1 protein-coding gene is annotated in these 1,138 nt (G+C 46.1%); it reads left to right on the top strand.

What is annotated here, in order from left to right:
* Positions 1 to 16: 16 nt before the first annotated feature.
* Complete coding sequence (locus HMPREF0670_RS15050; protein ID WP_009231990.1) at positions 17 to 865, top strand: hypothetical protein; 849 nt, start codon at positions 17 to 19, stop codon at positions 863 to 865.
* The last annotated feature ends 273 nt before the right edge of the window (positions 866 to 1,138 follow it).

Below are 1,138 nucleotides of genomic sequence, written 5' to 3'. Positions count from 1 at the left end.
AAATAAATATCTGCTTATGAAAAAGAATGTTTTTTATTATTACATCCTTGTCCTTGTTGCAGCCCTTTGGCAAACGCAGGCAAGGGCAGCCGACTATTATGTGGAGGTTGGCGGAGTGCACATCACTTCCGACAATTACAAGAACATCACGGCCGCTGGTGGTTTCACGGCCGTAAAGAAGGGGAAGATTACCTTCGACAATTCTACCCGCACACTCACGCTGAACAACGTCTTGATTAAACCCGATGAGTATAAGCCAGGTATCTCTATGTTTATCGACTCCGAAAATAAAGAAAGGCCACTCATCATCAAATTGGTTGGGCGTAACGTCATCGAACCCACAAATTCAGTAGCAGTGGAAACCCTCGAGAATGCAGTGGTGGTTACAGGCAGTGGCTCGCTTGAAGTGTCGGGCAACGTATCATTATCCCCTGGCGGACAACTAACCATCCAAGGCGGATGCACCATCGAGGCCAAATCACCCGTTTGGGGAAACGCCATCACCATCGACGATGCGCAGGTGCATGCAGTACGTTTATGGGAAGACGAGCCATGCATGTGTGCTTTCCGGGGAATTAAGTTAAAGGGTGGTAGCTATTTGGCCAGTCCTCAAGGCGCAACATGCGAGTATCGCGGCGACATGTACCACGCCATTAGGGGCTATGTATTTGTAAAAGGCAAGGAGATATGTGGCGAAGTTCTTATAAAACGCGGCAAGAACACAGGCATCGACAACGCCGCCACGCCACCATCAACGAAGGAAGACGTGATTTATACGCTCGACGGCATACGGATGAAACTGCCCTTTGAACGTCTACCTAAGGGCGTGTACGTTGTTAATGGTAAAAAAGTGAAGAAAGAGTAGTTGTTTCCTTGCACGCCATTATATTGCGCCACCGCATTATAATTTCTAACCTACTTTGCCTTGCCCCGTGCAGGAATAGACGCTCAAATAGAAGTCGTCTTGGCTTTTAATATTTACATTGAGAGGAGTTTGTTATCTTTGTGATGCCAACACAAGATAAAAACTCCTTTCATATACGAGGTGCATTACAAATCAACTCACTGACTTTAAACTTGACGAAAGCCCAACAACTCCCGAAGACATCAACTCACAAACTAAAAAACTCATCATCTC

It is taken from the genome of Prevotella sp. oral taxon 317 str. F0108 (genome assembly GCF_000162415.1).
GTDB classification, from domain to species: Bacteria; Bacteroidota; Bacteroidia; order Bacteroidales; family Bacteroidaceae; genus Prevotella; species Prevotella conceptionensis.
Note: the sequence above shows the minus strand (reverse complement) of the source record. Positions and strands in the feature narration are given on the sequence as shown.